The 14,224-nt window shown below is 41.7% G+C and carries 12 protein-coding genes; 2 read left to right on the top strand and 10 right to left on the bottom strand.

What is annotated here, in order from left to right:
- The 4 genes from BUC20_RS19355 to BUC20_RS19340 form a co-directional block, all read right to left on the bottom strand.
- Positions 1–5,217: CshA/CshB family fibrillar adhesin-related protein (locus BUC20_RS19355; protein ID WP_143166847.1), on the bottom strand; the 5,217-nt coding region annotated here is incomplete at its 3' end.
- Between the two features lie 511 nt (positions 5,218–5,728).
- The gene (locus BUC20_RS19350; protein ID WP_073232667.1) at positions 5,729–5,977 is read right to left on the bottom strand and encodes a DUF1456 family protein; all 249 of its coding nucleotides are present in this window, start codon (positions 5,975–5,977) and stop codon (positions 5,729–5,731) included.
- Positions 5,978–6,027: 50 nt separating this feature from the next.
- Entirely contained in the window at positions 6,028–7,335 is a 1,308-nt protein-coding gene (locus BUC20_RS19345) for a DEAD/DEAH box helicase (protein WP_073232666.1), read from the bottom strand.
- Positions 7,336–7,351: 16 nt separating this feature from the next.
- Complete coding sequence (locus BUC20_RS19340; protein ID WP_073232665.1) at positions 7,352–7,570, bottom strand: hypothetical protein; 219 nt, start codon at positions 7,568–7,570, stop codon at positions 7,352–7,354.
- Between the two features lie 263 nt (positions 7,571–7,833).
- Between BUC20_RS19340 and BUC20_RS19335 the strand changes: the two genes are divergently transcribed.
- The gene (locus tag BUC20_RS19335; protein WP_073232664.1) at positions 7,834–8,307 is read left to right on the top strand and encodes a ribonuclease H-like YkuK family protein; all 474 of its coding nucleotides are present in this window, start codon (positions 7,834–7,836) and stop codon (positions 8,305–8,307) included.
- Here BUC20_RS19335 and BUC20_RS19330 read toward each other — a convergent pair whose 3' ends face one another.
- The 3 genes from BUC20_RS19330 to BUC20_RS19320 form a co-directional block, all read right to left on the bottom strand.
- Entirely contained in the window at positions 8,308–8,889 is a 582-nt protein-coding gene (locus BUC20_RS19330; protein WP_073232663.1) for a DUF4468 domain-containing protein, read from the bottom strand.
- Positions 8,890–8,971: 82 nt separating this feature from the next.
- Positions 8,972–9,997: an outer membrane beta-barrel protein gene (locus BUC20_RS19325; RefSeq protein ID WP_073232662.1), complete on the bottom strand. Its 1,026-nt coding sequence runs from the start codon at positions 9,995–9,997 to the stop codon at positions 8,972–8,974.
- 71 nt (positions 9,998–10,068) lie between these two features.
- A complete protein-coding gene (locus tag BUC20_RS19320; protein ID WP_073232661.1) occupies positions 10,069–11,451 on the bottom strand; it encodes an ammonium transporter in 1,383 nt (460 codons plus the stop codon).
- Between the two features lie 330 nt (positions 11,452–11,781).
- On the opposite strand from BUC20_RS19320, the gene BUC20_RS19315 reads away from it, so the two are divergent.
- Positions 11,782–12,264, top strand: a complete 483-nt coding sequence (locus BUC20_RS19315; RefSeq protein WP_073232660.1) for an SRPBCC family protein — start codon at positions 11,782–11,784, stop codon at positions 12,262–12,264.
- Here BUC20_RS19315 and BUC20_RS19310 read toward each other — a convergent pair.
- From BUC20_RS19310 to BUC20_RS19300, 3 genes are read right to left on the bottom strand one after another with little or no spacing between them, the layout of a single operon-like run.
- A complete protein-coding gene (locus BUC20_RS19310) occupies positions 12,243–13,199 on the bottom strand; it encodes a tRNA modification radical SAM protein MnmL/YtqA (RefSeq protein WP_073232752.1) in 957 nt (318 codons plus the stop codon). The genes BUC20_RS19315 and BUC20_RS19310 overlap by 22 nt on opposite strands.
- Before the next feature lie 40 nt (positions 13,200–13,239).
- Positions 13,240–13,584, bottom strand: coding sequence for a hypothetical protein (locus BUC20_RS19305; RefSeq protein WP_073232659.1), 345 nt, complete (start codon positions 13,582–13,584; stop codon positions 13,240–13,242).
- A gap of 55 nt (positions 13,585–13,639) precedes the next feature.
- Positions 13,640–14,212 carry a hypothetical protein gene (locus BUC20_RS19300; protein WP_073232658.1) on the bottom strand — a complete coding sequence of 191 codons (573 nt, stop codon included), beginning with the start codon at positions 14,210–14,212 and terminating at the stop codon, positions 13,640–13,642.
- Positions 14,213–14,224 lie beyond the last annotated feature (12 nt).

The following is a 14,224-nucleotide window of genomic DNA, read 5'->3' as shown; positions in this document are numbered from 1 at the left end:
GGCAGGAAGGTTTCCAGTGATGCTAATTGCATTTCCTGTTCCCGTTCCTGTACCGATCAATCCTGCTGAACCAGCAGTAGTAGTACTCCAGTTTACGTTGGTAACTTCTGCAGGTACAGCATCCGTAATCACCAATGCTTTTGCATCGGCAACACTGGTATTGCTGACCTCTATGGTATAGCTGATGTTCTGACCCGCAGTTAAAGTCGCTGGTCCTGTTTTTGCAATCGTCACCACTGGTGTACGACCTACTTGTGTGGTTACCGTAGAACTCGAAGAAGGACTACCCACTTCCGAAGGATCTGCAGTAGCGGTATTGCTGATGTTCCCACTAAACGATGGATCAACAGTTCCGTTGATGGTCACCACAATTGCATTGGCAGCTCCGGTAGGAATATTACCATTCAGGCTTACTGAATTTCCGGTGCCGCTGCCACTACCGATAAGGGTAGCAGAACCCTGGGTGGCAGAGCTCCAGCTCACTGTTTTGATTTCAGCTGGAACCAGGTCAGTGATTAATGCATTGACCGCATCACTTAACCCGTTATTGGTAATTTTTAAAGTATAAGAAATGGCCGTTCCTGCCTGTGCGGTAGCAGGTCCGTTTTTCAACATCACCAATCCTGATTGATTGGAAATAGTGGTCGTCACGGTATTCGAGTTCACCGAAGGTACCGGTTCCGCCGGGAGGGCGATCGCCATGTTACTAAAGTTTCCCGTTGCTGAAGCCAGTACCGTTCCGGTAACATCAATCACTATCGTATTTCCTGCGCCTGCAGGAATAGTTCCTGTAAAGTTGATATTGCTACCGGTATTGGATGCATTTCCCACAAAACTTGCGGTTCCTGTTTTGCTAACCACCCAGGTTACATTGGTAATCTTAGCCGGAATATTATCTCTGATGGTTGTACCAATCGCATCACTAATCCCAGTATTGCTCACGATAATTTTATAAGTGATGGCATCTCCTGCAATCACATTTGAAGGGCCACTCTTAGTAACCGACAATTGTGGTACTCTACCCACTGCAGTGGTACTTGTAGAGGTTGGTGAAGGACTGGCTGGCTCTGTCGCTGTCGCAGAGGCCGTATTTACACTATTGCCACTATATGCTGAACTGATGGTTCCATTAACCGTAAACACTACTTTATTGCCTGTGCCGGCAGGAATATTGACTACAGCCTCTAAGTTATTACCATTTCCAGTTGCCCCGGAAGTAAAGCTTGCGCTACCGGTAACAGCAGATATCCAGCTAACTCCCTGAATTTCCGCAGGAATAACGTCACTGATCTTTGCTGCAATGGCGTTACTTGGTCCGGTATTGCCAACCGTTATCGTATATGAAATCGCCGCTCCTGAATTTGCAGTTGCAGGGGCAGTTTTCAAAATTGTTAAACCTGATTTCGCAGTTAACACCGTATTCACAGGCGTAGAAGTGCCTGGGGTAACCCCAGGCTCTGCCGGCGTTACTGTAGCACTATTGGTAATAGTGCCTGTTGCATTTGAATTTATAGTTCCGGAAACGGCTAATTGTATCGTACTGTTTGCATTAAAATCAGCATTCAGGCTAATGGCATTTCCAGTTCCCGTTGCACCTGTATTGATCACTGCAGTACCTCCTGTAACCGTGGATGTCCAGCTCACATTAGCAATCGTAGATGGGACTGCATCTGTGATCAGGGTATTTAAACTATTTGAAGGTCCGGTATTATTAACCGTAATGGTATAAGCTATATTTTCGCCCGCAATACCTGTGGCGGGTCCGGTTTTAGTAATCGTAAATGCAGGTTGTTTTTTAACAGTTGTTAGTACTTGCGAACTGACAGGCGTACTTCCACTCTCTTTAGGTGTTGCGGTCGCAATATTGGTGATGTCTCCTGCAAAAGCCGGATTAATGGTGCCAGTTACTGTAATTGTAACTTTATTGGAAGCTCCCGCAGCAATATTTGCCGTTACATTTACATTGGAATTACTTCCGTTAGTTCCGGCCGTAACAGTGGCAGTACCAGCAATCTGAGTAGACCAGCTTACATTGGTTAACGCAGCAGGAACCGGATCCGTAATCTGGATGGCGGTCGCATTACTTGGTCCATTGTTTCCAACCTCAATCTGGTAGCTGATTACATTTCCTGCCACCGCAGTTGAAGGGCCTGTTTTTGCAATAGTCACACCAGAAGTACTGGTTACATTTGAGGTTACCGTAGAATTACTTCCTGTCCCGTTCACCTCAGCTGGAGTTACCGTCGCGGTATTGCTGATTGTACCTGTTGCTCCGGGATTTACCGTACCGGTGATGGTTACCGTTACAGAGTTTCCTGTTCCGGCAGGAATATTCAATTTTAGATTTACAGCATTACCGGAACCCGTTGCCCCGGCGGTAACCAAAGCACTGCCAGCAACTGAACTGCTCCAGCTTACATTTGTTAATGTTGCGGGTACTGCATCTGAAATATCTGCATTAATGGCATTACTGCTACCGGTATTGGTAACCGTCAGTGTATACGTAGCCACATTACCTGCAGTTACATTAGCAGCGCCAAGTTTAGTGATTTTCAATACCGGCTTAATTTGAGTAGTATTGACATCTGTAGCAGTATTATTTGCCGAAACCGGATCTGTAATTCCAGCCGGTGCAGTTACCGTAACCGTATTGGTTAAGGGAGTGGTAACTCCGGCAGCAACTGTACCCGAAATCGTTAGTGTAGTGCTTTGTCCGCTGGCTAAGGTAAGTCCGCTCCAATTTCCATTAGTACTGTTATAAGTTCCATTGGCAGCGGTATATCCTGAGGCGGTAAAGCCTGCAGGTAAATTATCCACTACAGTAACAATATCCGATGCTAACAGGCTACTCGGGCCATTATTTTTAAGTGTAATGGTATAATTGAGGCCATTTCCTGCAGCCACAGGATTTGGGGTCGAAATTTTGGTGACTTCCAAATCGATCACCCGGTTTACATTGGTGACGACTGTCGCAGTATTATTACCGGGTACAAAATCAGTAATTCCCGGAGGATTAGTTACAGTTACCGTATTTGTCAGAGGACTGGTCACATTTCCGGCTACCGTGCCAGCTATTGTTAAAGTTGTACTTTGTCCGCTGGTCAAGGTAAGTCCTGTCCAATTTCCGCTACCACTGGTATAAGTACCTTGTCCGGCCACATAACTGGTAGGTGTGAATCCGGCAGGCAGGTTATCCACCACTTTAATGACATCAGCTGCCAACATCGGACTTGGCCCATTGTTCGTCAGGGTAATGGTATAAGTCAGTGCAGAACCTGCACTAACAGTAGTTGGATTTGAAGTTTTGAGTAGTCCGAGATCATAAGAACGTTCAATCATGACGCTATAATCCTCTACTTCCCCATCGGTCATTGCTCCCCCCGTCGTAGCGGTACTAACCGGATCAGTGGTCAAACGTAAGCGTGCATAGGTAAGCCCTGCAGTCAGATTGGCCAGTCCTGTCCAATTCAAAACCACTGAAGTTGCATTATTTGGCACACTTACCAACAGCCCTTCTGAGGCTTCAAAAGTACCGTTCTTGTTAAAGTCTACCCAGGCAATCATCCTGGCAGCCACACCTGTAGTGTTAATCACTGGCACAGTCATGCTATAACTGGTTGCCGCAGTGGTCAGCACGGGTAAATTCGCAAAGGCATCTTCATCCAATCCATCACCATTTGTTCCGTTCGCATTTGCTCCCGCAGCAACAGGTTGACCATCAGGCTCTCCATCAGTTGTAGCTCCAATCCTAAGCCTGCTATCCAGGGCATGTCTCGGACCATTATCGATGAGTCTGGTGCCATAACTATTCGGTGCATCCCCAAAATCCAGTGGTAAGATTTGTAAGGTATAATCTTCCACCTCTCCGTTACTGATCACTGATTCAGGAGTCCCTGTTGTTAAAACCGAAGCTATGGTATTCGATATCCTGAACCGGGCATAGGTTTGCCCCGCCACCAGACCAGAAAGGCCATTCCAGGTTAATGTGGCAGTTGTTGCCCCATTCGGCACACTTACCTGTACACCTTCAGCAGCTTCAAATGTTCCATTTCGATTAAAATCTATCCAACCCACAAGATTTACAGCTGCACCTGTGGTGTTACCCACGTTAGCAGTCAGGCTATAAGTCGTTGCATTGACCCTAAGTCTCGGAAAACTGGCAATACCATCCTCATCATTTTCACCATTCAGGTTATCTGCGTCTGCATTTGCACCTAAAGATGTAAAAGATGCAGGGTCAAAATCACCTGCTATTGCTCCTAATTTTGGGGTAGGAGGTTTAGTAACTGTCCCTGGAGTAATCTGCTCAGGATTTGCCAGAGACACCGTATTGTTAATACCTGGAGTAGGATTTCCTCCACCAGTGATGGCAGGGGTAAGTGTGTGAATCGGGGAACCATAAGTCAGAGGTGCATCTGATGTTTCCGTATAGGTCATTAATCCCAAAGCCATAGCGGTAAGCCCACCCGCCTGAATCGAACAATTGATCGTTAAAGGACTTGACGAACTTGTTCCAGGTTTATCGGTATATAAAAGTGCAGCATTTTCACTGCAATTTAACCTTACGGTCTTATCTGCAGCACTGAAAATCATTGATCTTGGCGAATTGTTATTGGTGATGATTCTTTCCAGTAGTTTCCAGTTACTCCCATCAGTATTACCTTGAGTGAACTCTACAGAGGAATCATCCTCAGCATTACCGAAAACTAATCCAATATCCGCCGGACTACCGCTTGTGGTCGCATAGGCACGGATACGAAAAGTCACATCGGCACCATCAGGAATAGTTGTAATGGCATTGATCAACGTGTTACTCGTTCCTGTACCACCAATATTATATAACCGGTCCAGACGATCCCCTGACCATGAACCTGATCTATAAGGCCTTAATCTTGCTCCGGCTCCGCCTGAAGAGAAAACCACATTATCAATAGTCGCCGTAACTACAGTTCCATTAACAGTAAATGTAAATGTTTTGGTTTGTCCTGCAGCCAGGTCCAATCCCGTAAAATTGAGCCAGTAAATATTGTTTTTATACAATCCGGTTCCACCGGTAGCTTGTACCTGTGCGGAAACCTTAGTGAAAAACGAGAGCATAAACAGCAAAAGGCAAAGGCTGCCCATCACATTCAACTGCATCTTAGCAAAAGCTCTTATTGCATCAAATAAAGAAATAACTGAATTCAGGAATTGCTTTGGGTAGAAGTTTTTTTTCATAAGTGGCAGTTAAAAGATGGAGAAATGAGAAAGATTAACCAATGGAACAAAAGCCAGAGGATCATCCGGGAAGATTTTCTCAAAAAAAACAGAAAAAGATAGAGGGGCAGCAAAAACTGCTGAGAGAGGAATAGATGTACTCATATTAGGTAGATATGAAGTGTAATAAAAAAAGGTAAACAGCGTTATCAAAAAAGATAACACTTGTTGCCTTTACAATTCACGTTCCGTCTTTATTTGGAACACCCACCCGCCAGCTTAAGGCAACAGTTTCCTCATAATACTGTCAAGATACAAATTTTTGGTAATTTATTTACCTATTAAAATCTACGTAATTAAATAAGAAAAAGTTTTCAATAAAAATTTATCAGAAACACATTAAATTAATTATCAACAAATTACAGCAAATAGCGTCTATTTTCATTATAAACCCGCATTATAAAATCTGGTGCATAAAAAAACGGGTAAGAAAATAAATTATTTTCTTACCCGTTTTTGAGAAACACAATTTCTATACTCCCGGCTCAGCGGCAGGTCTGGGTTCTCTTGGTCCTCTTTTATAAATCACCAGACCATTTAAAAAATTTCTTAAGATCTGATCACCGCAAGGTTTAAAATTGGGATGGTCATCGCTCCTGAAAAAGGAACCAAGCTCACTTTTAGTAATCTTGAAATTAACCAGCTCCATAATTTTAATAATATCATCATTTGTCAACTCCAGGGCGACACGCAGTTTCTTAAAAATATCGTTATTGCTCATTTTTCTGAACTTTTTGTATGTTATTTAGATCTATTCTTAACAAAAGCAATTTACATTGCGATTTCAATTTTAACCTTTTTATTTTTGATTTTCTCATTGGTCAAAGCGCCTAATACACGCCCGACCATATTTCTTTTCACCGCAACATAAGAAGCCTGGTCTTTCACCTCGATCAAACCCACATCTTCTTTTTGCAAACCGCCCTTTTTCAACAACAAGCCAACAATATCAATTTTATTGACTTTATCCTTTTTACCTGCAGCAATATAAAGCGTCTGCCATTGGCTATCTTTAGGCAAAGCAAAACTTCCCTTTAGATTTTCAGTTTCGATATCTCCCTTCAGAAAAGGATACTTCTCATCATCAGCAATCACCAGGTAAGCAGTACCTTTTGCATTCATACGGGCAGTACGTCCGTTACGGTGTAAGAAAGCATCCTCCGTATAAGGCAATTGATAATGAATGATATATTCCACCTCCGGAATATCCAGGCCGCGGGAGGCCAGATCCGTAGTGATCAGAATCCTGATACTTCCATTTCTGAATTTCAGCAGGGCACGTTCGCGCTCATCCTGCTCCATACCTCCGTGAAAGATATCATGTGCCAGGTCTTTATCAATCAAAAGATCGCTGATCCTGTCTACAGTTTCCCGGTGGTTACAGAAAATCAAAGTGGTTTTATTTCCAATCTTGCAGATCAGCTGGAATAAAGTATCCAGTTTATCTTCGGCAGTAGTCAGTACTTTTTTAAGTTTCAGATCCGGAGCAACCTTCACATCCTTTAAAAAATCAATCTCCACTGCTTTTTTAACTCCCGTAAACTCAGGAATCTCCTGCATTGCCGTAGCCGAAGTCAGGATTCTCTGTTTTAAAGAAAGTAATTTCGCAATGATATAAGACATGTCTTCCTGAAAACCAAATTCCAGGGCTTTATCAAATTCATCCAGTACTAAAGTATGGATGGGTGATTCATCAAAATTCTCATGACGCAAATGATAGGCTATTCTTCCGGGTGTACCGATCAGTACTGCTGGCGGTTGCTCAAAGTTGTTTCTTTCTGTTTTTACAGGGTGACCTCCGTAACAGCAGTTCACCTTAAAACCGGTCCCCATCTGCCTGAATACCTGTTCAATCTGCAAAGCCAGCTCACGTGAAGGAACAAGAATCAGGGCCTGAACCCCTTTAACATTCGCATTGAGGTTCTTCAATACAGGAAATAAAAACCCTAATGTTTTTCCGGATCCTGTAGGTGCCAATAAAACGACGTCACTCCCCTTCCCGGTCGCTACAAGCGATGCCTGCTGCATCTCGTTCAAAGAAGTAATTTTTAATTTCTCCAGTATCTTTTCTACCATAATGGCACAAAGATAAGGCTTAAAATTTCAAATACTTCTTTCTCAAGTGCTTCATAGAACTATTTAATTTCACATCCAGGTTCAATAGCATCTTTCCCCGTCTGGAAATCCAGCTGCTCATTTTATGGTTTGCCTTCTTTATAGGCAGGTATACCTGTTCATCTAAGACCTCCCGATAGTCATAAGGAGCCCTGCTTTGTTGAAGTAAATAAAACTCGTTTAACAATTCACTCTTCATAATGCTTATATTTAAGTTAACAAATTGATCCTTATATTATTGAACGGAAAGTGCAAAGGAATTAGTATAACAAATCAACTTCCGGAAAGGTTTAACACAAAAAAGCCTTTTTACAATGCAAATACGCACAAAACTTAGTTCAAGTTGTTGAAAATTAAGCATTTGTTAGCAATTAAACAATAAATAGTTAACGGCTTTTTAATTTAATCCACTTATTTTTAGGAAACCTGAATACGGGTTGTTCACCATAACACCAATAACGTATGACCTGGAAGAAATTTAGCGGCGAGATCATCCACTCGTCAATTTTAGAAGAAGTAGAACAAGCCATCATCAGGGAGACTGAAAAAGGATTCCACCTCAAGGTCTGTATCGGTACAGATTCACAGGTAAAGGGACCTGTAACTGATTTTGCCACCGTAATCGTTTTATTGAGAGAGCACCACGGAGGCTTCATGTACATTCATCAGGAAAAGACCCTTCAGAAGATGAGCATTAAGGAAAGGATGCTGGTAGAAGTACAGAAATCCATTGAGACCGCCTATTCTGTATGCGATCTGCTGGACCTGTATGATGTAGACCTGGAAGTTCATGCCGACATTAACACCAATCCGATGTTTAAATCCAACAAAGCTTTAAACGAGGCAATGGGGTATATCCTCAGCATGGGGTTCATCTTCAAAGCAAAGCCAGAGGCTTTTGCCAGCTCTACCTGTGCGGATAAAATGGTACATTAATTACCATTTTTGATTTTTTGTATCTACAGTAGGAACGGCTTTGGCTGTAGGGGGATTTATTGCGCTCTCAGACATCCCTTTCTTAAAACGTTCCGCGAAAAGCTTTGCCTCTCTGGCCGTTGCTTTGGAATAAGCAGTCCATTCTCCGGCATTTAATTTCCCGGGTTTATTTTCCAAAGGGATGGCGACTGTAGTTTCAGGGACGAAGTTACCATACCGATCTCTATGATAGGAAATGAAACTAAAATCCGTAAGCCAGAAGCGGTATTTCCCCTCTTTAAAGTCAGCATACAAATGATACCAGACCTCCCCGGAAGGGCGACTCAATACAAATGCAGTTTTATTGATCACCATCTTTCCTCTGGCCATCCAAAGGCTGTCCTGAGGGGATGTTTGCAGCTTCAGTTCTTTTGAGCTGTTAAAAAATTTTGCAGCCCGTTCCATCAGCACTTCAGCCTTCACCTCTTTCTGACTAACTACTTCATAATAAATAAATTTGCCTCTTTCATCAAAAGGCAATTCCACATCCTGAGCGAATCCTGCAAAAGGAAAGAGCAACACAACAATCAACAATTTTCTCATAACGTAACTATAATGAAGGCCGCCGCCTGAAGGGGTACATAATACTTTTCAGACGGCGCCTTCTAAGGTGAATTAACAGAGACTAAAAGGCATATACGACAGCCAATGCAAACTGAGAAGCATTTTTTGAAGGATTAAGGTTCTTTTTCTTAAACATCTCCGAAGAAGAACCATTGTCAAATCTTACTTCCGGAATAAAGGTCAGACCACCTGCCTTAACGTTTCCGGAAAGGGTTACTGCGGCAACATGTTTGTCTGATTCTTCCGCTACTCCTTTCCAGTTAAAGTACTCCCCTCTAAGCCCTAAAGAGAAAGCAGAGGTAAATGCATTTTGTAAATAAAGCGCAGCACCGCTATATCCTCCACCATCATTAGTCACGGAATAATCAGCAGCATTCAGTCCTAATTTTACCTTTTCAGTTACCTGATAGGAAGTCGTCAGATCAAGCACCGTTCCGGTACCAACAGCTCCGGCAGATTTTCCGGATAACACATTTAAATAAGCAGTCCAACCTGCCACCGGACTTACGGTCAGCTGAGCACCAATATGAGATACTCCGTTCAAATCTTTATACACATTCCAATCGTTAAACAAACCGACCATCAGACTCACTTTATCAGTAAAGGCATAAGCACCTTTAATCCCTGCATTCTGAAAAGGCCCGTTTGTAAACAGATAAGAAGTAGAATAATTGAAATTTCCTGTCGGCGCGATCACTTCATAACCGATAAAAGTTCCCATATACCCCGCGGTCATGGTAAATTTATCAGTAAAGGCATAGGAAGCATACAGGTTCTGAATATGAAAAGAATTTTCATCCGTCCCATCTCCATTTAAAAGGGAACCGTACTGTCCTCTTGGCCCAAAAGACAGTTCTCCCACAAATGAAGCTTTACCGGTTGTTTTCTTAAGCGCCAGATCAATCATCCCGAGAGAGATGGAATTCTGATCATTTGCAAAACTGGTTCCTATGTTTGGTACTTTCGCAAAGTCATATTTATAATAAGTATCTACAGAACCGGAGATCTGTAAGGGAGCAGCTTCCTGAGCATAAGAAAAGGAGGCAACAGATAACGAAGCAGTGGTAAGTATTGATTTTAATTTCATAGTCTGGTTGGTTTGGTTGGTTTAGGTTGAGGTGGAATCAGATAAATATGGTCATAGGCAGAATTGAAAAATTAAGTAGTTGGCTCTTGCTCCATCTCCATTCCGGTGGAAGCCACGATCAAAGTACCCTGAAAATACTTTTCGTTATGTTGACTGGCATCAAGGCCTTCTTCTTCTTCTTCAGAACTCACGCGAATTGGCTGAATCAAATTGATGAACTTGAAAATAATGAACGAAACCACAAAACTAAATGCGATCACAATCAGCACTCCTTTCAATTGGGTAAAGAAGAATGCAGGATTGCCATACAGCAAACCATCTACACCTGCTGCATTTACGGTTTTGGTCGCAAAGACACCAGTAAGCAACATTCCTACAATACCACCTACCCCATGACAAGGAAAAACATCTAAAGTATCATCCAGACTGGTCTTAGATTTCCAAACTACCGCAAGATTAGAGATCACCGCTGCAGCCACTCCAATGAAGATACTGGAAGGAATACTTACAAAACCTGCACCTGGTGTAATGGCTACAAGACCTACTACTGCACCAATGCAAAATCCGAGTACAGAAGGTTTTTTACCACGTGCCACATCAAAGAACATCCAGGATAAACCCGCAGCACCCGCAGCAATATTAGTAGTCGCAAAAGCAGATACCGCTAAACTATTGGCACCTAACGCAGAACCTGCATTAAATCCGAACCATCCGAACCATAGCAAGCCAGTACCGATCAAAACATATGGAATATTGGCAGGAGGAATTTCCTGATGATCCTGATGACTTCTTCTTCTTTTCAAGACCAATGCACCGGCCAAAGCAGCCATCCCGGCAGAAATATGTACAACAGTACCACCTGCAAAGTCAAGCACCCCCATTTTAAATAGAATGCCCTCCGGATGCCAGGTCCAGTGTGCCAATGGAGAGTACACAAACAAAGCAAATAATACAATAAATAAGATGTAAGAAGTAAAACGGATACGTTCAGCAACGGCTCCAACTACCAAACCTGGCGTAATGATGGCAAACATCAATTGAAACAAGGCAAATAACGTCAAAGGAATAGTTGGCGCAAGGCTCCATGAAGGTCCTGAATTTACCCCATGAAAGAACAAATAGGTCAATGGATTTCCAATCAGCCCATGGATACTTTCACCAAAAGCCAGACTAAAGCTCACGGTTACCCATAATACACTGATTACTCCGGCCGCTACCACACTTTTAATCATGGTAGAAATTACATTTTTGCGGTGAACCATGCCTCCGTAGAAGAAAGCAAGCCCTGGAGTCATCAAAAATACGAGCGCAGTGGCTACAAGAATGAATGCAATGTCAGATGCATTGTATTTTCCCTCATCAAAGTTCGGAAGCAGGGGTGTAAAAAGGGCTAAAATTGCAATTATTGATAAAACTACAAAAGGACCCACCTGTTTTAATAAAATTTTGGCCATAATTATTAGATTTTACTAGTTTATAATAGATTATCGTTGGTTATTTTTATAAAATTAGTAAATAAATCTATTTTACTCAAATAAATTCACAACAAAATCACTAAATCGTTGTATTTACACCAACAAAAACACGAAAACAATGAAAAACACCAAATAAAAAGCCAATATTTTATAACAAAATCATAAATAACAGCCAAAAACACATATTAATAATGAAATATTAAAAATAAACAGGACTTAAAATCAGAAAAGAAACAAAAATCACAGAAAACTCAAACAATCAACTCAAAAAAACCAGAAATCAGCAAATACCGTATCTTTATAAACTATATGAAGCCATATCACTTAAATTTCAGTCAACGGTTACCAATCAGCTTATCAGAAGCATGGAATTTCTTTGCTTCTCCATTGAACCTGGCTAAAATTACCCCTGAGGACATGGCCTTTGAGGTCACTTCAGATCTTAAGCAACTGGAAAAGATGTACCCCGGAATGATCATTACTTATAAGGTATCACCAATTGCCGGAATCAAGCTCAACTGGATGACAGAAATCACCCAGGTAAAGCCACAGGAATATTTTATAGATGAACAGCGCTTTGGTCCATATCAGTTCTGGCACCACCAGCATCATTTCAAAGCCATTGAAGGTGGCGTAGAGATGAACGATATTTTAACCTATGGCCTACCCATGGGAATTTTTGGAAAAATTGCCAATAGTCTGTTTGTAGCAAACAAGCTGCAACATATCTTTAACTACAGAAGGAAGAAAGTAATAGAATTATTTGGTGATTACCCGGCTACAGGAACATAAGCGGATCCCTGAACCACTCCCCTTTTCTCGATTTCCTTATCAATATAGGTTTGAATGGCAGATTTATTCAGTCCCCAGTTAGGCGCAATCAGTAAATCCCAATCAGAAATACCAAACAAGCGTTGAATTACAATATCAGGTCTTAACAAAGGGATCAGTTTGCAAAGTAAATCCGTATACTCTTCAAGAGAGAACAATTTAAAAGGTTCCTTTTTATACTTTACCCCCATGATCGATCCTTCCACGATGTGCAGGTGGTGGAATTTCACAAATTTAATTTTAGGAAACCTGTTTATTTCATGAATATAGCCTAACATCATCTCTTCCGTTTCCCATGGAAAACCAAAGATGGTGTGTACACATAAATCAAGTTTAGAATTGTCCAGTAATTTCACCGCTTCCACAAATTCACCATGACTACAGCCACGATTGATCTGGTTCAAGGTATCATCATAGATGGATTCCATCCCCATCTCCAGATCGACATCGAAACGGTCGGCATAACTTTCCAGCAAGGCCACTTTCTCCGCATCAATACAATCCGGGCGGGTACCTACTGAAAAACCGACCACATCTTCGGTATTGATCGAAAGCGCTTCGTCGTACATCATCTTTAAATAATGTACAGGCGCGTAGGTATTGGTATTGGGTTGGAAATAAACAATAAATTTATCTGCTTTATAAAAGCCTTTCCCTCTTTCCATTCCCTGCTCCAGTTGTTCACGGATGGTCGGAAGCTTTCTGGAAAGCTCTGGTGTAAAAGAATCTACATTACAATAGGTACATCCGCCATAGCCTTTACTGCCATCACGGTTAGGACAGGTGAAACCACCATCAACGATTACCTTGAATACACGCTGCCCCTTATACTTCTCTTTCAAGTGCGTTCCGTAATTATTATATCCTTTTATACCTAAGTCCAGTAGAGTTCCCAATTGCTTTGATTTTTTTACAAAAGTACAGCTTTTATTTTTGTTACACTTTATAGGTGATGAACTTCTCGTAGCTTTTGCCATTTAACAGGAAGATGAAAGTTACCGCATAACCTGCAAATCCATTCTTTTGTAAATAGATAGAAATGGGCTCATTCAGCCTGTCAATAAATTTCTCACAATAATGTTCAAAATTATGATCGATAAATTTATATCGGTATTCGGGACTAAAATAATTTAGATTGACACGTAAGATAGGACCATTCATGACAATAAACCGACTATACTCCGGCATTGCACGCATAATATGACGGTTTGCCCGTACCCAATTCGCCATACTTTTATTAAAATGCGGCTGATCAATTTCTACAAATTCCTGCACATCCATAACAGCGCAATATTACTAGTATTCTTAGTCAGAAGAAAAATAATTTTACATTTCTTTATTTGTCGACCCGCATCGCTTCTATCTCACTCATATACTGAGAGAAAGCCTGCATATAAGTAAGCGAAGAATGTTCTTTTTGCGTGATAAAAATTTTAAAATCCTCCAGATCATTCACGGTAAAGCCCATTCTCACAAACAATTCCTTATCCGTTTCCCAATCTGTCAGGCTCACCTTTTTCCCACCAAGCTTTCTGTACATTGACAATCCGTAAGAAAAGTCCTTATACTCTGCGGTTTTCCTGAAGTTAGAGAAGAAGTTAATGATGGTACGGTAAGTTGCCGGTTTCCCAGCCCTCACTTCCTGCAACATCAATGTTCCAAGCATGGGACCTTTCAGAAAGGCGCTGTCTACAGGATCGAAATTCCCGCAACGTTTTAAGATTTCAATATCCCGTTTTAAAGCCTGATCCTGTGCTCCTGATTTATGCCTTACAAAATAAGGCTCCTGATCAAGGATCTTTTCACAATCGGTCAATCCTTGCGCAACACCGGAAAAGCCTGTAAAAATCAATACTACAAAAACCAACAGATACTTACTCATCAACATTCCAGTGCTCTTTATTTTCATCCTTTTTTACAA

It is taken from the genome of Pedobacter caeni (genome assembly GCF_900129215.1).
GTDB classification, from domain to species: Bacteria; Bacteroidota; Bacteroidia; order Sphingobacteriales; family Sphingobacteriaceae; genus Pedobacter; species Pedobacter caeni.
This window is presented reverse-complemented; position numbering and strand designations above follow the sequence as displayed.